At 65.4% G+C, this 23,414-nt stretch carries 21 protein-coding genes and 1 other annotated feature; of the genes, 12 read left to right on the forward strand and 9 right to left on the reverse strand.

The features are described 5' to 3' along the window. Positions 1 to 7: 7 nt before the first annotated feature. Together A3Q7_RS0109315 and A3Q7_RS0109320 are read right to left on the reverse strand one after the other, a co-directional pair. Positions 8 to 2,599 carry a YbcC family protein gene (locus A3Q7_RS0109315; protein ID WP_018411601.1) on the reverse strand — a complete coding sequence of 864 codons (2,592 nt, stop codon included), beginning with the start codon at positions 2,597 to 2,599 and terminating at the stop codon, positions 8 to 10. A gap of 52 nt (positions 2,600 to 2,651) precedes the next feature. Next, on the reverse strand, positions 2,652 to 4,235 hold the full coding sequence (locus tag A3Q7_RS0109320) for an NADH-quinone oxidoreductase subunit L (protein WP_018411602.1): 1,584 nt from the start codon (positions 4,233 to 4,235) through the stop codon (positions 2,652 to 2,654). A 97-nt stretch (positions 4,236 to 4,332) separates the two neighbouring features. On the opposite strand from A3Q7_RS0109320, the gene A3Q7_RS0109325 reads away from it, so the two are divergent. Next, a complete protein-coding gene (locus A3Q7_RS0109325) occupies positions 4,333 to 5,232 on the forward strand; it encodes a LysR family transcriptional regulator (RefSeq protein ID WP_018411603.1) in 900 nt (299 codons plus the stop codon). 48 nt (positions 5,233 to 5,280) lie between these two features. Here A3Q7_RS0109325 and A3Q7_RS0109330 read toward each other — a convergent pair whose 3' ends face one another. Together A3Q7_RS0109330 and A3Q7_RS0109335 are read right to left on the reverse strand one after the other, a co-directional pair. Beyond that, a complete protein-coding gene (locus tag A3Q7_RS0109330) occupies positions 5,281 to 5,472 on the reverse strand; it encodes a YjfB family protein (protein WP_018411604.1) in 192 nt (63 codons plus the stop codon). A gap of 142 nt (positions 5,473 to 5,614) precedes the next feature. Beyond that, positions 5,615 to 6,697 (reverse strand): hypothetical protein, encoded by a 1,083-nt coding sequence (locus tag A3Q7_RS0109335; protein WP_232417889.1) that lies wholly within the window; start codon positions 6,695 to 6,697, stop codon positions 5,615 to 5,617. Between the two features lie 201 nt (positions 6,698 to 6,898). On the opposite strand from A3Q7_RS0109335, the gene A3Q7_RS0109340 reads away from it, so the two are divergent. The 4 genes from A3Q7_RS0109340 to A3Q7_RS0109355 all read left to right on the forward strand — a co-directional run bounded on the left by A3Q7_RS0109340 (position 6,899) and on the right by A3Q7_RS0109355 (position 10,522). Continuing rightward, complete coding sequence (locus A3Q7_RS0109340; RefSeq protein WP_018411606.1) at positions 6,899 to 7,795, forward strand: NAD(+)--dinitrogen-reductase ADP-D-ribosyltransferase; 897 nt, start codon at positions 6,899 to 6,901, stop codon at positions 7,793 to 7,795. A 26-nt stretch (positions 7,796 to 7,821) separates the two neighbouring features. Then, positions 7,822 to 8,760 (forward strand): ADP-ribosyl-[dinitrogen reductase] hydrolase, encoded by a 939-nt coding sequence (gene draG / locus A3Q7_RS0109345; RefSeq protein ID WP_018411607.1) that lies wholly within the window; start codon positions 7,822 to 7,824, stop codon positions 8,758 to 8,760. Between the two features lie 150 nt (positions 8,761 to 8,910). Then, positions 8,911 to 10,098 (forward strand): sensor histidine kinase, encoded by a 1,188-nt coding sequence (locus tag A3Q7_RS0109350; protein WP_018411608.1) that lies wholly within the window; start codon positions 8,911 to 8,913, stop codon positions 10,096 to 10,098. Next, positions 10,079 to 10,522, forward strand: coding sequence for a response regulator (locus tag A3Q7_RS0109355; RefSeq protein ID WP_018411609.1), 444 nt, complete (start codon positions 10,079 to 10,081; stop codon positions 10,520 to 10,522). Before A3Q7_RS0109350 ends, A3Q7_RS0109355 begins: the two co-directional genes overlap by 20 nt. 41 nt (positions 10,523 to 10,563) lie before the next feature. On the opposite strand, the gene A3Q7_RS0109360 is transcribed toward A3Q7_RS0109355, so the two are convergent. Continuing rightward, positions 10,564 to 11,361: a GlcG/HbpS family heme-binding protein gene (locus A3Q7_RS0109360; RefSeq protein ID WP_018411610.1), complete on the reverse strand. Its 798-nt coding sequence runs from the start codon at positions 11,359 to 11,361 to the stop codon at positions 10,564 to 10,566. A 104-nt stretch (positions 11,362 to 11,465) separates the two neighbouring features. Here A3Q7_RS0109360 and A3Q7_RS0109365 point away from each other — a divergent pair, with 104 nt between their 5' ends. The 7 genes from A3Q7_RS0109365 (at position 11,466) to A3Q7_RS21360 (ending at position 16,365) form a co-directional block, all read left to right on the forward strand. Next, on the forward strand, positions 11,466 to 12,374 hold the full coding sequence (locus A3Q7_RS0109365; RefSeq protein ID WP_018411611.1) for a LysR family transcriptional regulator: 909 nt from the start codon (positions 11,466 to 11,468) through the stop codon (positions 12,372 to 12,374). Positions 12,375 to 12,688: 314 nt separating this feature from the next. Then, positions 12,689 to 13,486: a hypothetical protein gene (locus A3Q7_RS0109370; RefSeq protein ID WP_018411612.1), complete on the forward strand. Its 798-nt coding sequence runs from the start codon at positions 12,689 to 12,691 to the stop codon at positions 13,484 to 13,486. A 17-nt stretch (positions 13,487 to 13,503) separates the two neighbouring features. Beyond that, positions 13,504 to 15,006: a type II toxin-antitoxin system HipA family toxin YjjJ gene (gene yjjJ, locus A3Q7_RS0109375; protein WP_232417892.1), complete on the forward strand. Its 1,503-nt coding sequence runs from the start codon at positions 13,504 to 13,506 to the stop codon at positions 15,004 to 15,006. Beyond that, on the forward strand, positions 15,003 to 15,245 hold the full coding sequence (locus A3Q7_RS19715; protein WP_018411614.1) for a hypothetical protein: 243 nt from the start codon (positions 15,003 to 15,005) through the stop codon (positions 15,243 to 15,245). Before yjjJ ends, A3Q7_RS19715 begins: the two co-directional genes overlap by 4 nt. A 139-nt stretch (positions 15,246 to 15,384) precedes the next feature. After that, on the forward strand, positions 15,385 to 15,645 hold the full coding sequence (locus A3Q7_RS0109385) for a DUF4160 domain-containing protein (protein WP_018411615.1): 261 nt from the start codon (positions 15,385 to 15,387) through the stop codon (positions 15,643 to 15,645). After that, positions 15,600 to 15,920, forward strand: a complete 321-nt coding sequence (locus tag A3Q7_RS0109390) for a DUF2442 domain-containing protein (protein WP_232417895.1) — start codon at positions 15,600 to 15,602, stop codon at positions 15,918 to 15,920. Before A3Q7_RS0109385 ends, A3Q7_RS0109390 begins: the two co-directional genes overlap by 46 nt. A gap of 34 nt (positions 15,921 to 15,954) precedes the next feature. Continuing rightward, a complete protein-coding gene (locus tag A3Q7_RS21360) occupies positions 15,955 to 16,365 on the forward strand; it encodes a GIY-YIG nuclease family protein (RefSeq protein WP_157278156.1) in 411 nt (136 codons plus the stop codon). Between the two features lie 37 nt (positions 16,366 to 16,402). On the opposite strand, the gene A3Q7_RS20540 is transcribed toward A3Q7_RS21360, so the two are convergent. The 4 genes from A3Q7_RS20540 to A3Q7_RS0109420 all read right to left on the reverse strand — a co-directional run bounded on the left by A3Q7_RS20540 (position 16,403) and on the right by A3Q7_RS0109420 (position 23,407). After that, on the reverse strand, positions 16,403 to 17,200 hold the full coding sequence (locus A3Q7_RS20540) for an ImmA/IrrE family metallo-endopeptidase (protein ID WP_157278158.1): 798 nt from the start codon (positions 17,198 to 17,200) through the stop codon (positions 16,403 to 16,405). Between the two features lie 588 nt (positions 17,201 to 17,788). Further along, a protein-coding gene (locus tag A3Q7_RS0109405; protein WP_088178478.1) for an IS3 family transposase occupies positions 17,789 to 19,020 on the reverse strand; the annotation gives its coding sequence in 2 pieces (ribosomal slippage) (positions 17,789 to 18,732 and positions 18,732 to 19,020; 1,233 coding nt in all). Then, positions 18,626 to 18,742, reverse strand: a sequence feature (AL1L pseudoknot). (Overlaps the previous gene by 117 nt.) Positions 19,021 to 19,215: 195 nt before the next feature. Further along, positions 19,216 to 20,367, reverse strand: coding sequence for a ribonucleotide-diphosphate reductase subunit beta (locus A3Q7_RS0109415; protein ID WP_018411618.1), 1,152 nt, complete (start codon positions 20,365 to 20,367; stop codon positions 19,216 to 19,218). 178 nt (positions 20,368 to 20,545) lie between these two features. Continuing rightward, a complete protein-coding gene (locus A3Q7_RS0109420; protein WP_026224663.1) occupies positions 20,546 to 23,407 on the reverse strand; it encodes a ribonucleoside-diphosphate reductase subunit alpha in 2,862 nt (953 codons plus the stop codon). Between the last annotated feature and the right edge of the window lie 7 nt (positions 23,408 to 23,414).

Consider the following 23,414-nt stretch of genomic DNA (forward strand, 5'->3'; position numbering starts at 1 on the left):
CAGCGTCTCAGTGCAAGGTCGGGTTGATCGCGCGCGCATCCGGAGCCGGCTCGAAGGACAGCGCCTGCCATTGGCCGGAGCGGTAGCGCTGCAAGCGCTCCTGGTCGAAGCGCCACAGATGCAGCCAGCCGTTATCGACCAGGCGCCGCACGACTTCGTGCTGCGCGATCACGCGCTCGATGGCCGCCGCCGGCGCATCGATCACCACGGTCAGCCGCACCGGCTCATGCACCCAGCGCGCGCCATCGTGCACCGACTGCCGCGCCAGACCGATGCGCAGATCGCCGCCATTGCCTTCGAACACGCCGATGCGCCCGCCCACCACGTTGTGCAGCAGCTTGTTGCCGCTGCCGTAGTGGTCCGGCTCGCAGGTCGATGCGTGGTACTGCCAGTTGATCCAGTGCGTCACCAGCATGGGTGCGGTCATCAGCAACTCGAGCAGCGAGCCGTCCGTGTCGCGCGTGCTGTCATAGTCGTGCAGGAAGGTGCGGCCTGCGAGCACGGTCGCCTCGCTGCGCCAGCGCGGCGCGATGATGAAGGCCGCATTGCCGGCCAGCCCCCACTCGGGCCGTGTCTGCGCGCCATCGTTGGCGCGCCGGCGCAGGCGTTCGAGCAGTGCCAGACTGCCTTCGCGCGGATCCAGCCCCAGTCCTTGCGCGCGCTCGCGGCGCACCTGGTCGCCCGCCTGGGCGAACACCGGCAGCAGCGCACGCCAGCGGGCAAGCGCCTGTTCCGGCAGCAGATCGAGATCGAAACCTTCGATCTCGTCGGTGGTCGTGTTGTGCAGACAGGCGACGAAAGCCGTGTGCGACGGCACCGCGATGCCCTGGGTGGCGAGTGCGGCGCGCACCTCGCCATCGTTGAGCAGGCGCGCCAGCGTGCGCGCATTGACTTCGCCGGTCTGGCCGCAGCACGCACCGCAGTCCAGCGCCGCCGCGTGAGCATTGTTCGCGCTCTGGCTGCCATGACCGATCAGCAGCACCAGTGCCGCAAGATCACGATCCAGTCCCATGGCGCGCAGCACGCGCGCCGCCAGGTCGACGCGCGCGGTCAGGTCGACGCCGGACAGCCCCGGCCGGCAGGCCTCGCGATAGCGCGCCGGCAGGCCGGACAGGTCGTCGCGCGGGCGCGCCGCGGGCGACGGCCTGATCCAGCGCGCGAGCTTGCCGACATAGCTGATGCCCGCGGCCTCGACGAAAGAGAAGGCGGCGCCCGGCCAGCGCGTCGCCGCCTGCCACGGACGGGTGCCGGCGAAGCTGCGGTGGCGTGCGCTCGCGACCTCCCGCAGGCGTTCGTCCGATGGCGGCGTCCGGCGGTCATCCGCATCGATCTGTTCGCTCACCTCGAGCGCGGGCGCGAGCAACCCGGGAAGCTGCGGGCGGCGTGCGTTGCTGGCCAGCGGTGTATAGGCGATCGGCAGGCCGAAGAAACCGGCGAAACCCAGAGTCCGTATGGCAGGCCACGCGGCTTCCAGCGCGCGGCGCATCGGTTCGCTGCGCACATCGATGCAGAACGCGGCCAGCACCTCGGGCGCGGTCGCTCCCGCTGCGAGCTGGCGGGCGCTGCTGGCGCTCGCCAGCCGTGCCGCCAGTTCGCGCTGATAGACGATATCGAGCGCGCTCTGCCACACCTCATCGATCAGCAGCACGCGTTCGGCCTCGGCCAGTACCTCGCCGGCATGCGTCCAGGCATCCTGCAGTGCGGCAAAGGAGCGGCGCGCCGACAGGTCGTCCTTCGATTCCAGCAGCAGCACGCCCCAGGCCAGCCGTATCGCCAGCAATTCGCGCAGATGCGGGTCCTGACGACCGGACAGCGCGGCCTGCCAGCCCAGATAGGCACACCACGACGCCCAGCCATTGACGGTGAGCAGCACCGCCTCGAGATAGTCGGCCCACACCGTCTCCGGCAGTCCCAGACGCTGCAGCACCCAGCGTTCGGCCTGCGCGCGGTCGGCTGGCAGGGCATGCAGGCAGCGACTGAGATCGGGCAGCCCCATCAGCACGCCGATGCCGTGATCGTGGGTCAGCGTGTCGCGCCAGAAGGCATACAGGCCGCAGCCGCGATCCGGCTGCCAGTCCGCCTGGTGGGTATCGAAATAGGCGGCACAGGTCTGGCTCACCTGATGCGTGATGGCCTGGCGCCAGGACAGTCTTTCGTGCCGGGCCGGATCGTCATCCAGCACGTCGATCAGTAGCGGAAGCCCGCGCACCTGCGGCTCGGCACGCAGCGCGGCGACGCACTGCGCCTCGCCGGGCAAGGGCTCGCCAGGTGCCGGCAGGCTGGCCAGCGCCTGCGCCAGATCGGCGGGTCCGATGCGCCCGCTGTCCCACGCTTCGCGGAAGATGTGCCGCGACGGAAACACGCGGATGCCGGCGAGCACCGCCATGCGCGCCGCCACCGTCCGCACCGGCAGACCGGTGCGTGCCCAGTGCGGATTGACAGCGATGGCCTGATCCAGCGGCCAGGCCGGTGCGATCGCCGCGCAGGCCTGGTTGCAGGCGGCATCGATGCGCACCTGCAGCGCATCCGGCTGAGCGCCTGTAGTGTCGGTCGCGTCCGGCACCGATCCTTCGAACTCGCGGGCTGACACGTCCCGCATCGGGTGTTGGGCTTCCTGCTGCATGGCATTCTCCCGTTGCACAGTCATTCGATCAGGACCTCGCTGCCGCGATCCGGCGCTCGGCAGTCAGTCCGCGCGAGGCGGCCGCCTCATCCTGCGGCGTCCAGCGTGTCGGCCACAGATGCAGCGCCAGCCGGGTATAGAACTCGTCGAGATAGAAGCCGGCGTAACTCCAGCGCCGCCAGGTCGCCAGTGCCTGCGGGCGCGTCTGCAGCACGACCAGGCACAGATAGAGCAGCGCCATGCCGCATGCGCTGACCAGGCCGGCCAGATGGTCCGGCCGGTCGTTCAGGCCGAGCGGAAGTGCATGCGCGAGCCCGGCCGCGAGCGCCAGGGCGGCCAGCGCGAGCAGCCCGGCCGCGCCTTGCCACAGCGCGAGCGACAGCGTGACCTGCCGCATCGACGGCAGCCACAGCAGGGGCGCCCACGCGAAGGCGAGCACCAGTCCCCACCAGACCGGCCAGTGGATGCCGGTCGCCGCATTGATGGACAGCACTGCCGCGGCGGCGAGCAGCGGCGCGGCGAGCAGGCTGGCCAGCGACACCGGGGAATCCCCGCGCAGCATGCGCAGCCGCGTATCGCGCACCGCGCCGGAGGCGGACAGGAAGGAGTGCGCCTTGTACAGCGAGTGGCCGACCAGATGCAGCGCGGCGAACATGTACAGGCCCAGGCCGCACTCCAGCACCATGAAACCCATTTGCGCGACGGTGGACCAGGCCAGTCGTACCTTGATGCTGACGCGCGTGAGCATCACCATGCCGGCGAGCACGGCCGTGGCCAGCCCGACGATGACCAGCAGCCAGCGCGCGACCGGCGCAACATCCAGCAGCGGCGCGAAGCGGATGAGCACGACGCCGCCCAGATTCACGACCCCGGCATGCAGCAGCGCGGACACCGGCGTCGGTGCCTCCATCACCTGGATGATCCAGCCATGGACCGGCAGCAGCGCGGTGCGCAGGATGACCGCAAGCGCCAGCAGCACGGCCGCTGCCTGCAGCGGCCACGACGCCCCGTAAGCGGCGACATGCTGCGCCAATGCGCTCAGCGAGCCGCTGCCCACGACGTGCCAGCACAGCGCTGCCGCGATCACCAACAGCAGATCGGCCAGCCGGTCGGCGAGCCGCTTCTTGTGCGCGGCAAGCAGAGCGAACGGGCGATCGGCGTAGAAGCACAGCAGCCGCTGCAGCACGATGCCCACCAGGGCCCAGGCCGGAATCAGGATCAGCCAGTGGTCGGCCAGCAGCAGCAGATGGACCGCGGCGAGCACAGCGGACAGCGCGACGATGTAGGATCGCTGTCCGCCTTCGCCGTCGAGGTAGCGCGACGAGAACACGCCGATCACCAGTCCCAGCGCCTGCACCAGCAGGACCGTCAGCGCAGTGAATGGCGTGATGGCCAGAACGCCGTCGACCACCGCACGGCCTTGTCCGCCGGACAGAACCCCGAGCGCGCTGACCGCGCTGACCAGGGTGGCCAGACCCGACAGGCGGACGAAACTTCGCCATACGGATCCATCGTCACCGGCCAGGCGCAGGGTGCCGGCCAAGGCCGCTGCGCCCATCAGCGCAGCCGGCAGCAGTGCCATCCATGCTGGATTCAGATCGCTCACGTTCATTTCGCATCTCCCGGTCGTGCTCTTCAACCATGATGCGAAGCAACAAACGTTCTGTAAAATACATAGTCAAGAACGTTTTGTTTCTTAAAACAGAACAATGAAGCTCGAACAACTGAATTTCCATCACTTGCTGTACTTCTGGCGCGTCGCGAAAAGCGGCCATCTGACCCGTGCCGCCGCCGAGATGCACACCTCGCAATCGGCGCTGTCGGCCCAGATCCGGCAGCTCGAGGAGCGGCTGGGGGAAAAGCTGTTCGAACGCGAAGGCCGGCGCCTGGTGCTGACCGACACCGGACACATGGTCATGTCCTACGCGGAGAACATATTCGGACTTGGGCAGGAAATGCTGGTGCGGCTGGAAGGCCGCAGCGAGGGCATGGTGCGTCTGCGCGTGGGCAGCGTCGCCACCCTGTCACGCAATTACCAGGAGAACTGGATACGGCCGCTGCTGACCGACCAGTCGGTGCTGCTGACGCTGGAATCGGGCCGGCTCGACGATCTGATCGACCGCTTGATGTCCCATCAGCTCGACGTGGTGCTGTCCAACGAGGCGGTGGCGACAGACACCGCGCGTCCGCTTCACTGCCGGCTGCTCGGCAGCCAGGAAATCTGCCTGGTCGGCCCGTCCGGCCTGCGTTCGGAAAGTCCGATGCGCATCCCGGACGATCTCGATGGCATGGATATCGCGCTGCCCGGACCGCGTCATACGCTGCGCGCGCAGTTCGACGCGCTGTGCATGTCGGCCGGTGTGCGGCCACGCCTGCGCGCCGAGGTGGATGACATGGCCATGCTGCGTCTGGTGGCGCGCGACAGCGGCTGGCTGGCGGTACTGCCCGAGGTGGTGGTGCAGGACGAATTGCGCACCGGCAGCCTGGTCATGCTGGGTCGATCGGAGCAGTTGAGAGAGAACTTCTACGCCATCACCACCGCGCACCGGCACCGCGTGGAACGGCTGGAAAGCCTGCTCGCCGGACACCCGGCCAGCGCCATGAACTGAGCGGACGCGTTACGGCAGCCGGCCGCTGCCCGGGCATACCGCACAGCGTCAGGCGTAGGTGTCGATCAGGTGCTTGCCCGCCGGCGCGGCCGGCGGCGGCGCGGGAATGGCCTGCAAAAGCTGTGCGGCGCTCTGAGCCTGGATGTCGAGCGCCTTCCTGAGCACCAGGGTGCCCGCTTCATCGGCCACCCGCGCCTGCGACAGGGCGGTGGCGGTGCGGGCTATGGCGGATACATCCATCGTTTCGGTCCTTCGCCGTCGGCGTGTGTTTCCGGTAACGGCCGGACGCGGCGCGTCTTGAGCCGGCGACGCGCGGCGGGTCGTCCGCAGCCTGTGCGGGACAGCGGCGCACGGCCACCCGCGCGGTGTCCGCCGCGGCGGATCAGATGTTCTTGAAGATGCCGCCCAGGATGCCGCCGATCAAGCCGCCCAGCTCGCTTGCATCCATCTTGCGGTAGCTCGCCTGCACCTTGGCGATGTGCCGCTTCAGCGTGCTGGTTTCCTTCGCGTAAATGTCCTCGAATCGCGCCGCATGCATGCGGAACACCGGCAGCAGGTCGTCGCGCAGACCGGAGGGAAACGCGGCGACCAGACGCCGCTCGCCGATCGCGCCGAGCGGAAAGATCGCATAGGCGCCGCCTTCCACCATCTGCTCCTCGGTCTTGAAAATGCCGAGCATGTCCGAGACATAGGCGGCCTTCCTGAGCGAGAACTCCTGATAGTCGGCCTTCTGGATCGCATGGCGCGACAGCGACTTCTCGAATGGCATGTTGAGCCCGAGCAGTTCGACCACATGGCCGAGCGGACTTTGCGCAGACACGTAACGCCGCGCCTTCAGCGTGTCCAGTATCTGCGTGATGGCCGCGCCATCCAGCGCGTAGTAGCCGTTCTCGCTGGAAAACACCGAAAACCACACCTTGGACGCAAGCGCGGTCTTGCCGGATGCCGACAGCGCGATCTTGAGATGCCGGTACAGCGCATCGGCGAAGCCTTGCTCCAGCTCGCGGATATTGCGGAAGAAGGCCTCTTCGAGCCAGGTATAGGACGCCGCATAGACCACGGCGACGCCGTCGATCAGCGCCGGAAGATGGCTGCCGAGCACCGCCGGTATCTCGATCTCGAATGCGTTGAAGAAGCCGATGCCGTGGATGACCTGCAGCCCGGACGACACCCGGTCGCGCTGCGGATCCAGCGTGTTCAGCAGGCATATCTGCAGCGTGGGCGTGCGCAGCGAGGTCGCGATCTGCACGCTGTACAGCGTGTCGTTGAACAGGAACTCGTCGGCGGCCACCGCGCGGAAGCTCTTCCTGCAGGCGAAATGCCGTGGAATGGAGTCGGCCGCGAGACGCCGGATTTCGTCCTCGATCGCGGTCGAATGGATGCGCAGTTCCACCAGGCTGGGTGACGGAAAGCGTGCCTCGAGCCGGGAAACCGGATCCAGATCCCGGAACACACGCTGCTTCATGACGTCCTCCCTTCGCCAGTACGCGCCGGATACCGCCACCGGCATCCGCCCGTGGTCACCCTACACGAACGCATGCCGACTGCCGCGGGAATAGTTGCCGCGCAGTTGCCACGCAAGGGAGGCCGCAGCGGGCGTGCCAGCCTGCAGCCGGGTTGACCGGCGTGCTTGACGCGCGCGAAACACGGTCCGGATACTGCATGCATGTCGATCGAGCTCACACCTTCACTGCTCGGGCATCCGCCCGGCGCCGATACCGACGCCCGCAGCACCGACACCGCCGAGGCGCAGCCGCATCGCTGGTACAGCACCAATCTGGTCGGAGTTCCGGCCACCGTGCTGGCCAGCCGGCTGTTCAACGAACATCCGGTTCCGCTGCACATCGCCGGCAGCCGGGAGGCGCACGGCGGCCTGTTCGCACTGCTCGATGACTGCGACAGCCTGCAGACCGCGCACGATGTTTTCGAGCACTACATGACGATCGCCTTCGGCCTGCAGCAGGATCCCGGCACCCTCGCGGACAGTGCCGAAGGTCGCCGCTGGCGCAGCAGCTGGCGCCGCCTGCTGCAGGGCTGGGGCGGCGACGCCAACGGGCCGGCCGGCGCGGTACTGAAGGGCTGGGTGGAAAGTCGCTTCGGCCTGGTGCCGCTGTTCCACAAGGCGCGCCTGGATCGCTTCCCGTCGCCCGCCTGGGTGTCCTACCTGGAAGAGAAGGCATGCAGCCGTTACCACAGCAACTGCATACACCAGCAGCTCGACCTGCTGTACGAATTCAGCCAGTGGGCGCTCGCCCGCTTCGGCGTGCCGCAGCAGCCGCCGGGCCGTCACGCCCGCCTGTGGCGCGGCAGCAACCGCGTCGAGGAGCAACGGGTGGGCGGCCGACCGCAGGACCGCCAGTGCGTCGTACGCCTGAACAGCATCGCGTCTTTCTCGCTGTCGCGCGACGAAGCGGACTGCTTCGGCGACTGGGTGTTCGAGCTGCAGGTGCCGCGCTGCAAACTGCTGGTGTGGCCGGGGCTGCTGCCCGGCACGGTGCTGCAGGGCGAGCAGGAAGTGCTGGCCCTGGGCGGTGATTACGCGGTGCAGGCACATTGCGTATGAGCCGCGCGCCCTCCTGATCGACCGCCATGGACGACACCGACTTCGACACCCTGCATGACCGCGCACTCGGCGCCTATCTGGGCCTGGCCATCGGCGATGCGCTGGGCGCCACGGTGGAATTCATGCGGCCGCGCGAAATCCAGGCGCAGTATGGCCTGCATCGCGACATCGTGGGCGGTGGATGGCTCAAGCTCGCGCGCGGCCAGGTGACCGACGATACGACGATGAGCCTCGCGCTGGGCGAGGCGCTGCTCGCCATCGGCGGCGCGCGACTGGCCGGCGTGGCGCATGCCGGCGACGACGACATGGCCGGCATGACCCGCGTCGTCGCCGACGCCTATGTGCGCTGGCTGCGCGGCAAGCCGGTGGACTGCGGCAACACCTGCCGGCGCGGCCTGCAGCGCTATCTCGCCGACGGCAGCCTGAGTGGCGAGGCCCATGAACGCGATGGCGGCAATGGCGCGCTCATGCGCAACCTGCCCACGGTGCTGGCACTGATGCATGACGACGCGGCGCTCGAACGCATGAGCCTGGCCCAGGCGCGCATCACCCATCACCACCCGCACTCGGACGCCGCCACCGTAGGTCTGGCCCGCCTGCTGGTCCGCGTGCTGACCGGCGCATCGCCCAGCGAATGCGCCGCATGGGTGGCGGACTGGGTGCGCGACCATCCGGTATTCGCCTTTCAGCCCTATCCGGGTCATGCCACCGCCTATGTCGTCGACACCGTGCAGACCGTGCTGCACCACTTCGTGACCCACCCGGATTTCGAGACGGCACTGATCGCCACCGTGAACATGGGCGAGGACGCCGACACCACCGGCGCCCTGGTCGGCATGCTGGCCGGTGCGCGATGCGGCGCGCGCGCGCTGCCCGCGCGCTGGCTCGACCGCCTGCAGCGCGACGTGGTGCAGGCGGTCACCGGCCAGACCCGCGCACTCATGGCCATCGCTCGCGGCCGGTGACCGACTGGCGGCGCAGTACGGAGAGCGCGAACCCGTCCGGCCGACCGGCGTCCAATGCCGGGGGCAAATGCCCGGTTCATGCCCTGTTTCCACTCCGGAAGGCTGTCTGTACCCTATTGTCTCCACACTGGTCACCGGGAGTGTTCGGGCATGGAAGAAATTGTCAGACTGCTGCCGCACGGCTACTGCTTTTCGTGGCAGCGTGACCTGCTGCTGCTGCATGTGGTGTCCGACGCGCTGATCGCGCTGGCCTATTTCAGCATTCCATTCAGCCTGTGGACCTTCGTGCGCCGACGCACCGATCTGCAGTTCCCCGCCATCTTCGCGATGTTCGGCGTATTCATCATGGCGTGCGGTGTCACGCATGTGATGGATATCTGGACGCTGTGGTTTCCCGATTTCTGGCTCGATGGCTGGGCCCGCGCCTTCACCGCGCTGGTGTCGCTGGCGACCGCCCTGCTGCTCTGGCGGCTGATTCCGCTGGCGCTGGCCCTGCCTTCCCCCGCCGCGCTGCGCGCCGCCAACGAAGAGCTGCATGGCGAGATCGAAAGACGACGTGACTACGAGGCGCAACTGCAGGCGCTGAACCAGCGCATGCGCCAGCAGATCGAGGAACTGGAGGCGATGACCTACGCCATCGCGCACGATGTGAAAGGGCCGCTGCGACACATCGACGGTTTCGCCCGCATCCTGGGGGAAGGCGCGGCGGATGCGCACTCGGCGAGCTATGTCGGCCGCATCCGCGCCTCGGTAAGGCATCTGACCGACATCGTGGAAGGACTGCTTGCGCTGTCGCGCGCCAGCCGCAGCGAACTGCATCCGGTGGACGTCGATACCGGCGCAGTGGTGCAGGATGTTCTCGATGAACTGGCGCCGGAGATGGAAGGACGCGAGTTCGAACTGCAGATCGGCGTGCTGCCGCAGGTACAGGCCGATCGCAAGCTGCTTTTCCAGGTGTTCTACAACCTGCTGTCCAACGCGGTGAAATACACGCGCGGACGCTCGCCCGCGAAGATCCGCGTCGACGCCAGCTACCGTCCCGGCGTCGGCCACACCTTCTCGATCAGCGACAACGGCGCCGGCTTCGACATGAAGTACGCCCACAAGCTGTTCGGCGTGTTCCAGCGGCTGCACCATGGCGACGAGTTCGAAGGCACCGGCATCGGCCTGGCCAATGTGAAACGCATCATCGAACGTCACGGCGGTCGCGTCTGGGCCGAGGGCAGCCTGGAACAGGGCGCCTGCTTCCGCTTCACGCTGCTGGACCGGACCGACCTGCCCGACACGCCTTCCGCCAACCCCGCCACAGGAGCCCCGAATGTCCCTGCGCTTGCGTGACATCCTGATCATCGACGACAACGAGAACGACGTGGAGCTGATGATGCACGGCCTGCGTACGCTGAGGCTGGCGAACGACATCGTCGTCGCGCGCGACGGGGTCGACGCGCTCGACTATCTATACCGGCGCGGTCGCCACGCGCTGCGTGACGGTGACCCACCACTGTTCATGCTGCTCGATCTGCGCATGCCCCGCATGGATGGCATCGACCTGCTGCAGGAACTGCGCCAGGACGAAGCCATGCGGATGATTCCGGTCATCGTCATGAGTTCTTCCAGGGAAGACCCGGATCTGGGCCGCTGCTATCAGCTCGGCATCAACGCCTACGTGGTGAAGCCGGTCGACGTGGATCAGTTCACCGACACGGTCACCCAACTCGGACTTTTCTGGGCGCTCATCAACGAAGCGCCGCCCTGCGACTGACCGGCACGCCGTGCGCCGGCTTGCCCGGCGCGCGGCGTCCATCAGTTCCGCGTCGCGTTGGCCAGGCCATCGCGGCGGCGGGTCGGGGGCAAGGACTTCACCACCGCATCTTCCTTCGCCGGGTTCACGCAGTGAGGTTGTTTCCAGTCACCCTCGAAGCTGATCTGGTCCACACCGTCGGGACCGACACCGGCCGGCACGTAATCCAGCGACAGTGCGCTGCGCGTGCGCCAGGCGATGGCGTGGTCGGCGCAGGAACTGTCGCCAGACACGCCGAGCGCGCCGACCAGCTCGCCCTGCGCGTTGTACAGCGCCAGTCCGCCACCGAACACATTCACCCCGCCCATGCGCTGGCCGACCAGCGGATCGTTGGCCTGACCCCAGGCGGTGGCCGGCCCGGCGTAGGCCAGTGCGGCATTGACCGGATTGCTCTCCTGCAGGCCGAACAGACTGCCACCCGGCTGGGTTGCGCTGTACAGATTGGCGGTGGCCAGCGCCAGCGTCGGCAGGCTGAAGGCATTGGCGGTATTCGCCTTCTGGGCGGAGATGGCCCGGCTGCCGGGCCACTGGCTGGCCGAACTTTCGCCGGTGAAGGCCACCGCGCACACCGTGCCGCTGCGGCTCACGACGGTGCCCCACATGTCGAGATCGAAACCGCCGTTGTCGGCCCGGCGCGCGCGGGTGAGTGCCTCGCGCAGTTCATCGTGTCCGGGCAGTGCCGCGCATTCGCGCACCGCCGCCGGGGTGCCCGCATCCTGCGGTGAAGCCAGGGCCGGCATGGCAACCAGACCGGAGAGCACTGCGAAGGACGTGACGATGGAGGTGTGAAGGGCTTTCATGACTGCATCCTCTGTTGATTGGCTGATGTAGCCAGTATCGGGATGCACGGAATGAAAATAAATGGAATGATCCGGATTTCAGTATTTCACTTTCCGACACACCAATGAATTCACTGCAGGACGCGCTGCGCATCTTCGTCACCGCCGCCGAGGCAAGGAACTTCCGGGACGCCGCCACCCGGCTGAGCCTGTCGCCCCAGGCCGTCACGCGCGCCATCAGGCGCCTGGAGGATCACTTCGGGGAAGCGCTGTTCCTGCGCACGACGCGGCAAACCCGCATCACCGAATTCGGTCGTGCCAAGGCGGCCGAGGCCGTGGCCTCGCTGGCACAGCTCGACGAGGTGCTGCGCCCGGCGGAAAGGAGGGCGGCGGCGGAACTGGCCGGCCGCGTGCGCGTCACCGCTCCGCGCGTGCTGGGCCGCCTGCTGGTGCTGCCCCTCCTGACCCGGCTGGCGGTGACGCACCCGGCCATCGTCATCGACATCCGGCTGTCCGACGAACTGAGCGATGCGGTGGACGAACGGATAGACATCGGCGTGCGCATGGGCGTCCTGAGCCAGGCACGCGCGGTGATGCGGCGGGTGGGCAAGGTCGCGTTCGGGGTGTATGCCAGCCCGGCGCTGATCGCCCGCGTCGGTGCGCCACCGTCGGTCGATGCACTGAACGACCTGCCCACCAGCGCCCTCATCAACCGCAACACCAACCGCCCCTGGCACTGGTTCTTCGCCCGCGAACGGACACTGCTGCCGCAGCAGGCCGCCTTCATCACCGATGACCCGGCGGCGGAATGCGAAGCGGCACTGGCCGGCATCGCGTTCGCGCAATTGCCCGACTATCTCGCGCGCGCGCATGCGCGGGCCGGCCGTCTGGTGGAAGTGCTGGACAAGGACGTGCCGCCGCCATGGGACCTGATGGTGTACCGCCCGCAACCCGGCCCGGTGCCGGCGCGCGTGCGGGTGGTGTTCGACGCCCTCGTCAACGGCCTGAAGGAGAACGGTGCGGCGGGCGAATGAGCGGATGCGGGTCACCGGCTTCGCGTCGGTTCATCCCGCGCGCCCCGATTCCGGTCGCGATGCGCGCCGTGCCGCATACGCCGCGCCGACGAACCGACTTTGCGCGATCAACCGGCGCGGCGCATCCGCCGTAGCGTCGCGCGGCAGACGCCGCAGTCCCTTGCCCCCTCACCTTCCGTCGCCATCCGCTTCACCACCCGGACGCCATGATGGAAGAATGACGGCATTGCGCAGGAGAAGCCCCGGCGCACCTACCGGCCCCGCAACGGGGTCAGCCCGCGACCACAGCGGTCGCCCCGACTGCAGGAGCGCCCATGTCACTCAATCTCGATACCGCGAACAAGCTGCTGACCGTCTGTTCTCTGGGTGTGGCCGTGCTTGCCGCCTGGAAGGCTCTTCCGCTCGACGCCGAGCTGAAGACGCTGCAGGCGGAAACACAAAGACTCGACAACGAACAGAAGCTCGCGGGCGCGCGGCTGCGGGAAGCCGAGGCCCGGCTCAAGGAGGCCGAATCGGGGCGCAAGCTGTCCTTCGACCTGTACCAGGAGGTCAAGACGGTGCTCGAGAAGAAGGAAAGAACACCGCGTGACGAGGAGGCGCTGCGCGTGCTGATCGAATCGCTCGCCGAAGACCCCTTCCGCTACAAATTGCTGTCCGTGCTGGCGGTCGGCTCGGCCACCGAGAGCGGCAAGATGGCCGCGGCGGAAAGCTCGACCTTCTTCCGCGAAGAGGCGGCCCTCGCGACGCGCACGGTCGCGCCCGTCGCCTCGACGGCAACACCGTCGGCCGCGGCCGCTTCCCTGACCAATTACGATATCGACATCTTCTACTGCGCCGACAAGCGCTCGAGTTCGGAACCGGTCGCACGCCAGATCGCCGCGCTGAAACAGGCGGACGAAAGCGGTCGCTGGCGCGTGCGTGCCTTGCCGGAAACGGTGAACCAGCAGCCCGGCTATGGCGTACGGTCGAACGAAATCCGCTACAACGTCCCCGACGAAACCGCCCAGGCGAAAATCATCCTGGAACGGCTCCAGGCATCCGGCATACAGGCCGCGCTGCGCGCCACCGCGCAGCAGACGTCCTGGTATCTGAGCGTGTTCGTGTGCCAGTGAGGCCGCACACGGTGAGCATGGTCGGGTCCGCGGCCCGGATCGACGACGGATCCCGCTTGCGGGGAGACTTTATTCCTCAGGTGCCCGACGATGGAGAGCGTGTTGACGAGCCCCGGAAGTACGCATTCAGCACGAATGGTAATATATTCAAAAATCTATTCATTTATTCATTCAACATGTCGCCCCACGCCGAATCGATCCGCCTTCGCCTCAGCGGCGGGCCACAGACCGCGCGGCAACTGGCTGAAAACATGGGCATCAGCCAGCCGACGGTGTCCCGCGCCCTGGCTGAGCTTGGCGACGACCTCGTGCGCATCGGCGCCGCGCGATCCATTCGTTATGCGATGCGCGACACGGTGCGCGGGCTGCCGGACATCCCCATCCACCGCGTCGACACCGAAGGCCGGATCACGCTGCTCGGTACACTGGTGCCGGTGCGGCCAGACGGCTTCGTGATGCACCAGACCGATGGCGCGACGCTGCACAGCGAGGGCCTGCCCTGGTGGCTGATGGACATGCGCCCGCAGGGCTTTCTCGGCCGCGCCCACGCGGCGCGTCACGGTGCCGCGCTCGGGCTGCCGGCGCGGCTCGCCGACTGGAACGATACGCACGCGCTGCGCGCGCTGCTGGCGCACGGTCACGACATGGTGGGCAATCTGCTGGTCGGCGAAGCCGCCCGCGACCGTTTTCTGTCGCAGCCCCTGCCCGCCCCCATCGCCGACAACGACCGCGCTGAAACCTATGTCCGTATGGCTGCCGAGGCAGCACAAGGCGACGCACCCGGTTCGTCAGCGGGGGGCGAGCAACCGAAATTCACGGCCTGCGCGATAACGCCGGCCGGCCCCCGGCACGTGATCGTGAAGTTCAGCGAAGCCGAGGACAGCCCGGTGAGCGAGCGCTGGCGCGATCTGCTGCGCGCCGAACACCTCGCGCTCTCCGTGCTGCGCGAGGCCGGCATCCCGGCCGCCCTCACCACCCTGATCGACCACGGCAGACAACGCTTCCTGCAGGTCGAGCGCTTCGACCGCGTCGGCCCGCTCGGCCGGCGCGCACTGCTGTCGCTCACCGCGCTCGACGCCGAGTTCGTGGGCGCCGCTGCGGAAGGCTGGCCCGTCATCGCGCACCGGCTGGCACGCGGCCGCCACATCGCCCCCGAAGCGGCCGCTGGCGCCAGCCTGCTCTGGGCCTTCGGCACGCTGATCGGCAACACCGACATGCACGGCGGCAACCTGTCCTTCGTCGCCGAACAGGGCCGCCCCTATGCGCTCGCCCCCGCCTACGACATGACGCCCATGGCCTTCGCCCCGCGCAGCGGCGGCGGCCTGCCGGACACCGTGCCGGAGGCGGTCATCCACGCCAGCGTCGCCCACGACACATGGCGCCAGGCCGAAGCCCTGGCGAGCATCTACCTTGCGCGCGTCTCAAGCGAAGGCGGATTCAGCGCACGATTCGCGCCCTGCGTTGGGGCGCTGGTGAATCACCTTCACACGGCGAGCGCGCGGATTGCGCGGCTGGGGTGAGCCGCGCGCAAACACTGACCGACCTCGCCAGCCTGCAGCCCGCCCGTCAGGCCAGTGCGGCAGAAGTGCTGGCTTTCATCGAACGCGAACACCTGTTCGGCCTCGGCTGCGGCATCGTGGACATGCACCTGCTCGCCTCCGCCCTGATCACGCAAGGCGCGAGATTATGGACACTGGACAAGCGGCTGGACCTGTTGGCCGAGCGGTTCGGCGTGGCGCATCGGATTGGCGCGCACTGAGCGATCGGGCTGGAGGAGCAATCCCCATGGAATACTCGGGGTTTGACCCCAATCTCTCACTGGTCGAGCGCACTCAGGGTCGCGTGAAGAACAGAGGTCCGGCTCTTGTTCTCCGGACGTCAGGCGCATAATCCTGCCCATGCCCACGATCAGCCAGTTCTTCGGTATCGTCATCCAGATGTTCTGGCGTGAACACGCACCGCCGCATTTTCATGCGCTTTACGCCGAACACGAGGCCGTGATCGACATCCGGACGCTTGAAGTAATAGGCGGCAGCCTGCCGCGCCGGGCGCTTGCGCTGACTGTTGAATGGGCGATGGAACATCGCACTGAACTGATGGAGGACTGGACGCTGTGTCAATCCAGACAACACCCGAAGCGGATCAAACCACTGGAGTGATCCCGGCCGCCCCCTGGCGGATCAAGGCACTTTCGGTGCGGCCCGATTACCGTCTCGCCGTCACCTTCATGGATGACACGCAGGGCATCGCGGATTTCTCGGCGCTTCTGACGGCCGCGGAATGCGGCATCTTCGAAGCGCTCAAGGACAAGACCTGTTTCGATCAGGCCCGCCTGAATCTCGGCGCCGTGACCTGGCCCAACGGAGCAGACATGGACCCGGCCTGGATGTATGAACAGATCCGGGCGAATAAATTGTGGTCTGTCCCCTTTTAACCTCCAAGAAGTCACGCCAGACTCGGGCGGTCAAATGTCAAAGGGTTTTATTTATTTGCTGAGCAACCCGTCGACACCAGGGCTCGTGAAAATAGGTTTCTCTCGTAAAGTACCTACCGAACGAGCTCTAGAATTGGACACAACAGGAGTACCGACCCCGTTTGTTGTCGAGTACTACTGCCTTGTCAATGACGCTGCACCACTTGAAGCCAAAATTCATCAAGAATTGGACAATAGACGTCTTCGAAAGGGCCGAGAGTTCTTCCGAATGAATGTATCCGAAGCACTCTCTTCTCTAAAAGAAATTATCAAAGAGCCCGAGCACTCTTGGTCTCGGGAGGTCGTACCCGCTGCACGTCCTGCCATGGTCGAATGCACAAAATGCGGAGCCAAGTACGTTATTGCGACGCATTGCCCCAAGTGCAGAATTAAACTTGAATGGTAGCCCTCACTCTCCTCGAAAAATATCCCAACCCCTTGGATCAGACCAACTCAAGCTCCTCCAATCGAATCGCCATTGCTTCGACCGAAACACGGAACCGCTTGTTAAGCGGAACAATCTGTTCACCGTTAAATCGATCCGTTGATGCAAGTACGCGAGCGACTGCGCGCCTACTGGAGCACTTCTTTTCAAACGTCGGCAAATCACAACGGGCAAGCGCGAATACCGTGGCATCGTTGAGCACGAAGTTTCGAGCAAAAAAAGCTTGCTCAAACTCTGAGCAAATCAACTTCCGTGGCATCAGAAAAGCCGTTGCAAATTTATCTGCTATTGCTTCAATCGGATCACGCGATACCGAGTCACCGCTCAGCGGGCGATCCCGATGAAGGCCAGTCTGATGACCAAAGACAGCATGACCCAACTCATGCGCCAGAGTAAACAAACGAACCTCATGGGGAACTCTGCGAGACACGCTGACTACAAGGCTTTCAGCGTCGAAGATTCCTGCCACCTCTATCTCACGATTGGCGCCATCCCGAAATCTACCAAGGGTCTCCTCCAGCCGAACATCAAAACCGATGAGGCGCAAAGCTATGTCAGGCTGCAGAATGTCCCTCGGTTTCGCTTCTGATGAGAATCCCAGCTCCGCACGCCTGCTCCACAAATCGAGCTGCACCGCTCGCGCGGCACTTTCAACGTCGTTGCTACCGCTAGTAGCTCTTATCGAGGGCTTCCGGTCAGAAGCAGCACTGATTCCGCCTTCTCCATCCAAGTATGCGTAGGGGTTGCCGAGAAGGCGACGGTGTTCGGATATCCGATCAAACAAGCTCTTGCTCACGACAGCCCCTTTCAAGAAACGCTAGCCAAAAGTCCGACTCAAGACCTTCATCGTAGATTCTCACTAGAGACAAGAACGCCTTTCGTGCAATCTCAGTGAGCTACCCCCTCTCGTCTCACCTCAGAAAGTCACAACGTCTCATTAGAGGCAAGAGCAGCACCCTTTCGTCTCAGTAGAGACGAGATTGACAGGTGAGAGGCAAAATAGAGCGTTTCAAGGACACACTATATAGAGTTTGATCCGACACGCTTTCCATACAGCGCATTAGCTTTCCCTCTGTCGGATTAGGCAGATGGTGCCATTTCGCCTGCTACAGCCGGATTTCGACCGGGAAGCGTCCAGGCTGAAACAGCATGAAAGCTGGAATGGCGAGAGCAAGGCTTTGATTTGGGTCACCCCAGAAGTGCATTCCATATAGCGTGCCATCTGCCGTCATAACGGGGGAGCCACTGTGCCCCCCTACGGTGGCCGCATGAAATTGATAGGCACCAGCAATAACGATTGTTCCGCATCCCGCGTATTTAAGTGGTACGTTCGCCCACTCCTTAATGAACCGCCCCGGGTTTCGCGGAGGCCCGTTGGGTTAAGTCAGGCTGGCACGAGGTCGGCCCGACGGGTGAGTTGCCGATAGTAGTTCGCCTCTGCCTCGGCAGGCGGAATGTAGCCGATGGAACTGAGCAGGCGATGGTGGTTGAACCAGGACACCCATTCGAGGGTGGCCAGTTCCACCGCCTCCCGTGTCTTCCACGGCGCACGGCGATGGATCAGCTCAGTCTTGTACAACCCGTTGATGGTCTCGGCCAGCGCGTTGTCGTAGCTGTCGCCCTTGCTGCCCACCGAAGGCTCGATGCCTGCTTCTGCCAGTCGTTCGCTGTAGCGGATCGACACGTATTGCGAGCCGCGGTCCGAGTGATGAATCAGGCTGCTGTCGCGCTCGGGCTGACGCGCGTACAGCGCCTGTTCCAGCGCATCGAGCACGAAGTCGGTACTCATCGAAGTGCTTACGCGCCAGCCCACGATGCGTCGGGCAAACACATCCACCACGAAAGCCACATACAACCAGCCCTGCCAGGTTGAGACGTAGGTGAAATCCGAGACCCACAGCTGGTTCGGCCGCTCGGCACTGAACTGCCGATTGACCTTGTCCAGCGGGCACGCCACTTTGGGGTCTGCGACCGTGGTACGCACCTTCCTGCCACGTACGACACCTCGCAGGCCGAGCCTGCGCATCAGACGTTCGACCGTGCAGCGCGCAACCTCTACGTCCTCGCGGTTCATCTGCTTCCAGACCTTGTCCGCGCCATAGACCTGCAGATTCGCATCCCACACCTGTTTGATCGCAGGCTGCAACGCAGCATCCCGTTTCGCTCTGGCACTGAGCAGAGAAGCATCTCTGCAGCGCGCCGCATGGCGCCGATAGGCCGACGGGGCGATCTGCAGAACCTTGCACATCGGCTCGACCCCGTGGCGGTCGCGGTGCTCATCGACCAGCCCGTACATCACTTCAAACGGCGGTCGAGCTCCGCCTGGGCGAAAAACGCGCTGGCAAGTTTCAGGATCTCGTTGGCGCGGCGAAGCTCCTTGACCTCGCGTTCCAGATCCTTGATGCGCTGCGCATCCGCCGTCGTCACGCCCGGACGCGCGCCCGCGTCGACTTCCGCCTGCTTGACCCAATCCAGCAGCGTCTGCGGCACGCAACCAATCTTCGGTGCGATCGATTCGACCGCCGCCCACAACGACGGGTACTCCCCGCGGTGCTCATGCACCAGCCGGACAGCACGCTCGCGAACCTCAGGTGAGAACTTCGATGATTTCTTCATGGCTCCATCTTCTCAAGACTTGGAGCCTCCGCAAAATCCGGGGCGGTTCAGTTCATGAGAGCGCTCTCCAATCCAGCGGGAACAAGAAAAAGGGCGCCCGAAGGCGCCCTGAGGTGTGCGTTACCGTCTCTAATGAGACGTTATCGTCTCTAGTGAGATTGCTCTCGTCTCTAATGAGAATCTACGTTCATCCCATCAATCCCAACTCAACGCCCCACCCGTCTGATACTCGATCACACGAGTCTCAAAGAAGTTGCGTTCCTTCTTCAGATCGATCATTTCGCTCATCCACGGGAAGGGGTTCTCCGCGCCCGGGTAGAGCACGTCCAGACCGATCTGCTGGGCGCGGCGGTTGGCGATGAAGCGCAGGTATTCCTTGAACATATTGGAGTTCAGGCCGAGCACGCCGCGCGGCATGGTGTCTTCGGCGTAGCGGTATTCCAGCTCGACCGCCTTGCGGAACAGGGCCTTCAGCTCTTCGCGGAATTCCGGGGTCCAGAGGTGCGGGTTTTCGAGCTTGATCTGGTTGATCAGGTCGATGCCGAAATTGCAGTGCATGGACTCGTCGCGCAGGATGTACTGGTACTGCTCGGCGGCGCCGGTCATCTTGTTCTGACGGCCCAGCGCGAGGATCTGCACGAAGCCGACGTAGAAGAACAGGCCTTCCATCAGGCAGGCGAACACGATGAGGCTCTTCAGCAGTTGCTGGTCGGCTTCGGGCGTGCCGGTCTTGAAGGCCGGGTCGGTCAGCACGTCGATGAAGGGGATGAGGAACTCGTCCTTGTCACGGATGGACTGCACTTCGTGATAGGCGTTGAACACCTCGCCTTCGTCCAGGCCCAGCGACTCGACGATGTACTGGTAGGCGTGGGTGTGGATGGCCTCTTCGAATGCCTGACGCAGCAGGTACTGGCGGCACTCGGGCGCGGTGATGTGGCGGTAGGTGCCGAGCACGATGTTGTTGGCGGCCAGCGAATCGGCCGTGACGAAGAAGCCGAGGTTGCGCTTGACCAGACGGCGCTCGTCTTCGGTCAGGCCGTTCGGCGACTTCCACAGCTCGATGTCGCGCTGCATGTTCACTTCCTGCGGCATCCAGTGGTTGGCGCAGCCGGCGAGGTACTTTTCCCAGGCCCACTTGTACTTGAAGGGCACGAGCTGGTTCACGTCGGTGCCGCCATTGATGACGCGCTTGTCTTCGGCGCGGATGCGGCGCATGCGCGCGTCGCCCTGAGCGGCCGGCGTGGCCGGCGGCGCCATCGGCAGTTCGCGCGAATCAGGCATCGGAGTGCGCAGCGCCAGACCGGGTTGCGGTGCGGTCATCGGCAGGTCGTCTTCGAAACTCAGCATTGTTTTTTCTCCTTCGGTCGGCGCGCGCCGCGCGCCGGGTGGTTCTTAATGTCGGGCGGAAGGCACGCAATCCTTCTTTTCCCTGGCCCCTTTACAGCCTGCCCTCACCCCCACTCCCCTCCGCTGATGCGGGAGAGGGGAGTGGGGGGCGGCGCGGCCGGTTCCGGGCGAGCCTTGCTTACTGGCAGGCTTCGCAGGTCGGGTCGTCGATGGCGCAGAACTTGGGCGCCGGCTCTTCCGACTGGCTGGGCACCGCATTCAGTTCGCCGCCGCGGCCGGTGGATTTCTCGGCGTGGGTGGCGCCCATGGCGCGCAGGTAGTAGGTGGTCTTCAGGCCGCGCAGCCAGGCCAGCTTGTAGGTTTCGTCCAGCTTCTTGCCCGAGGCGCCAGCCATGTAGATGTTCAGGCTCTGCGCCTGGTCTATCCACTTCTGGCGACGCGACGCGGCTTCGACCAGCCACTTCGGCTCGACTTCGAAGGCGGTGGCATACAGCGCGCGGATGTCGGCCGGGATGCGGTCGATGCGCGACAGCGAGCCGTCGAAATACTTCAGGTCGGCGACCATCACTTCGTCCCACAGACCCAGCTTCTTCAGGTCGCGCACCAGATGCTCGTTCACCACGGTGAATTCGCCCGACAGGTTCGATTTGACGAACAGGTTCTGGTAGGTCGGCTCGATGCTGGCATCGACGCCGATGATGTTCGAAATGGTGGCGGTCGGCGCGATGGCCAGGCAGTTGGAATTGCGCATGCCGTAGTGGGCGATGCGGTTGCGCAGTGCGTCCCAGTCCATCGTGACCGAGCGGTCGACTTCGAGGTAGCCGCCGCGCTGCTCGGCCAGGATGTCCAGCGAGTCGTGCGGCAGGATGCCGCGGTCCCACAGGCTGCCCTTGTAGCTGGAGTAGCGGCCGCGCTCTTCGGCCAGTTCGGTCGAGGCCCAGTAGGCGTAGTAGGCCACCGCTTCCATCGAGCGGTCGGCGAATTCGACCGCCGCGTCGCTGGCATACGGCGTGCGCAGTTCGTGCAGCGCTTCCTGGAAACCCATCAGGCCCATGCCGACCGGGCGGTGCTTCAGGTTGGCGTTGCGCGCCTTGCCGACCGAGTAGTAATTGATGTCGATCACGTTGTCGAGCATGCGCATCGCGGTGCGGATGGTCTTGCGCAGCTTGTCGTGGTCGAGCGCCTTGCCGCCCTGGCCGTCATCCTTCAGATGGGCGACCAGATTCACCGAGCCGAGATTGCACACGGCGATTTCGGTGTCCGAGGTGTTCAGCGTGATTTCGGTGCACAGGTTCGAGCTATGCACCACGCCGACATGCTGCTGCGGCGAACGCAGATTGCACGGGTCCTTGAAGGTGATCCACGGGTGGCCGGTTTCAAACAGCATGGACAGCATCTTGCGCCACAGCGCGACCGCCTGCGTCTTCTTGAACAGACGGATTTCGCCGCGCGCGGCCTTCTCTTCGTAGCGGGTGTAGGCCTGCTCGAAGGCGCTGCCGTACAGGTCGTGCAGGTCCGGGCAGTCGGCCGGCGAGAACAGCGTCCATTCGCCGTTTTCCATCACGCGGCGCATGAACAGGTCGGGAATCCAGTTCGCCGTGTTCATGTCGTGCGTGCGGCGGCGATCGTCGCCGGTGTTCTTGCGCAGGTCGAGGAATTCCTCGATGTCCAGGTGCCAGCTTTCCAGGTAGGCGCAGACGGCGCCCTTGCGCTTGCCGCCCTGGTTCACCGCAACCGCGGTGTCATTGACCACCTTCAGGAAGGGGACCACGCCCTGGCTCTTGCCGTTGGTGCCCTTGATGTGCGAGCCCAGCGCGCGCACCGGCGTCCAGTCGTTGCCCAGACCGCCGGCGAACTTGGCCAGCAGCGCGTTTTCCTTGATCGCCTCGAAAATGCCGTCGAGATCGTCGGCCACCGTGGTGAGGTAGCAGGACGACAGTTGCGGACGCAGCGTGCCGCTGTTGAACAGCGTCGGCGTCGAGCTCATGAAGTCGAAGCTGGACAGCAGCTTGTAGAACTCGATCGCGCGCTCTTCGCGGTGGATTTCGTTCAGCGCCAGACCCATGGCCACGCGCATGAAGAACACCTGCGGCAGTTCGATGCGGCGGTCGCGGATGTGCAGGAAGTAGCGGTCGTACAGCGTCTGCAGGCCGAGGTAGTTGAAGCGCAGGTCGGCACGGTGGTCGAGCGCGGCGCCCAGCCTGGCGAGGTCGAACTGGGCCAGCTTCGGGTCCAGCAGTTCGGCTTCGATGCCGAGCTTGATGTAGCGCGGAAAGTATTCGGCGTAGGCGGTGGCCATCTGCGCCTGCGACGTTTCTTCGCCCAGCACTTCGTGGCGGATGGTGTGCAGCAGCAGGCGGGCGGTGACATAGCCGTAGGCCGGGTCCTGTTCCAGCAGCGAGCGGGCGGCCATGATGGCCGATTTGCGCACTTCCTCGACCGGCACGCCGTCGTACAGGTTGGACAGCGTGGCATTCAGGATGGCATCGACCGACACCACATCGCCCAGCGCCTCGCAGGAGGCCTCGATCAGGCCGCGCAGCGCGGCACGGTCCAGCGGCATGCGGCGCTGGCCATCGACCACGTGCAATACCGGCTGGTCAGCCGCGGCTTCGACCGCGTGCTGTTTCTGCGCCCGCTCGGCAGCGCGCTTCTCGCGGTACAGCACATAGGCGCGAGCCACGTCGTGCTCGGCCGAGCGCATCAGCGCCAGTTCGACCTGGTCCTGGATGTCCTCGATGTGGAAGGTGCCGCCGTGCGGCTGGCGGCGCACCAGCGCCTGCACCACCTGGGTGGTGATGCCGCCCACCTGTTCGCGCACACGCGCCGAAGCGGCACCCTGCCCGCCATTCACCGCCAGAAAGGCCTTGGTCACCGCGATCGAAATCTTGGCGGGCTCGAAATTCACCACCGCACCATTGCGGCGGATCACCTTGTAATCCGCGTGCAGCGCCGCGGCGCTGGGCAGTTCGTCGATGATGATCTGGTCGGGGCTGGGGGACTGCGTACGGGTGCTAACGTGTTCGGCGGTCAATTGCATGCGGGCG

The organism is Methyloversatilis thermotolerans (assembly GCF_000372885.1).
GTDB classification, from domain to species: domain Bacteria; phylum Pseudomonadota; class Gammaproteobacteria; order Burkholderiales; family Rhodocyclaceae; genus Methyloversatilis; species Methyloversatilis thermotolerans.

What these genes read in the sequence shown, in the direction of transcription:
- yjjJ (WP_232417892.1), top strand. Translation starts at nt 13,504, where the DNA reads ATGGTCGGGTCCGCGGCCCGGATCGACGACGGATCCCGCTTGCGGGGA.
- A3Q7_RS0109325 (WP_018411603.1), top strand. Translation starts at nt 4,333, where the DNA reads ATGAAGCTCGAACAACTGAATTTCCATCACTTGCTGTACTTCTGGCGC.
- A3Q7_RS0109340 (WP_018411606.1), top strand. Translation starts at nt 6,899, where the DNA reads ATGTCGATCGAGCTCACACCTTCACTGCTCGGGCATCCGCCCGGCGCC.
- draG (WP_018411607.1), top strand. Translation starts at nt 7,822, where the DNA reads ATGGACGACACCGACTTCGACACCCTGCATGACCGCGCACTCGGCGCC.
- A3Q7_RS0109420 (WP_026224663.1), bottom strand. Translation starts at nt 23,407, where the DNA reads ATGCAATTGACCGCCGAACACGTTAGCACCCGTACGCAGTCCCCCAGC.
- A3Q7_RS21360 (WP_157278156.1), top strand. Translation starts at nt 15,955, where the DNA reads ATGTCAAAGGGTTTTATTTATTTGCTGAGCAACCCGTCGACACCAGGG.
- A3Q7_RS0109320 (WP_018411602.1), bottom strand. Translation starts at nt 4,235, where the DNA reads ATGAACGTGAGCGATCTGAATCCAGCATGGATGGCACTGCTGCCGGCT.
- A3Q7_RS0109355 (WP_018411609.1), top strand. Translation starts at nt 10,079, where the DNA reads ATGTCCCTGCGCTTGCGTGACATCCTGATCATCGACGACAACGAGAAC.
- A3Q7_RS0109370 (WP_018411612.1), top strand. Translation starts at nt 12,689, where the DNA reads ATGTCACTCAATCTCGATACCGCGAACAAGCTGCTGACCGTCTGTTCT.
- A3Q7_RS0109350 (WP_018411608.1), top strand. Translation starts at nt 8,911, where the DNA reads ATGGAAGAAATTGTCAGACTGCTGCCGCACGGCTACTGCTTTTCGTGG.
- A3Q7_RS0109360 (WP_018411610.1), bottom strand. Translation starts at nt 11,361, where the DNA reads ATGAAAGCCCTTCACACCTCCATCGTCACGTCCTTCGCAGTGCTCTCC.
- A3Q7_RS0109315 (WP_018411601.1), bottom strand. Translation starts at nt 2,599, where the DNA reads ATGCGGGACGTGTCAGCCCGCGAGTTCGAAGGATCGGTGCCGGACGCG.
- A3Q7_RS0109415 (WP_018411618.1), bottom strand. Translation starts at nt 20,367, where the DNA reads ATGCTGAGTTTCGAAGACGACCTGCCGATGACCGCACCGCAACCCGGT.
- A3Q7_RS0109365 (WP_018411611.1), top strand. Translation starts at nt 11,466, where the DNA reads ATGAATTCACTGCAGGACGCGCTGCGCATCTTCGTCACCGCCGCCGAG.
- A3Q7_RS0109330 (WP_018411604.1), bottom strand. Translation starts at nt 5,472, where the DNA reads ATGGATGTATCCGCCATAGCCCGCACCGCCACCGCCCTGTCGCAGGCG.
- A3Q7_RS0109385 (WP_018411615.1), top strand. Translation starts at nt 15,385, where the DNA reads ATGCCCACGATCAGCCAGTTCTTCGGTATCGTCATCCAGATGTTCTGG.
- A3Q7_RS0109335 (WP_232417889.1), bottom strand. Translation starts at nt 6,697, where the DNA reads ATGAAGCAGCGTGTGTTCCGGGATCTGGATCCGGTTTCCCGGCTCGAG.